Below are 223 nucleotides of genomic sequence, written 5' to 3'. Positions count from 1 at the left end.
TACCACCTCCTTTCCGTTTGAATGACGGGGGGACGCAGGAGGATAGGGAGAGCGTGCCATTGGATGTGCACGTCCAAGCAGTGAGACGGTCGGAATAGGCAAATCCGTCCGGCAACGTCAAGCTGTGATGGGGAGGGAACTATAGTACCGAAGCTCCTGATTTCACACTGCCAAGAAAAGCCTCTAATGAGGAAAGAGGTGCCCGTACCGCAAACCGACACAG

The 223-nt window shown here is 54.7% G+C and carries 1 rRNA gene; it reads left to right on the top strand.

Going from position 1 to position 223, the window contains the following annotated elements:
* Positions 1–223, top strand: a 23S ribosomal RNA gene (locus tag ACXAJH_RS20510); the annotation flags it as partial.

This window comes from Halobacillus sp. ABD4_316 (assembly GCF_056161385.1).
This window is presented reverse-complemented; position numbering and strand designations above follow the sequence as displayed.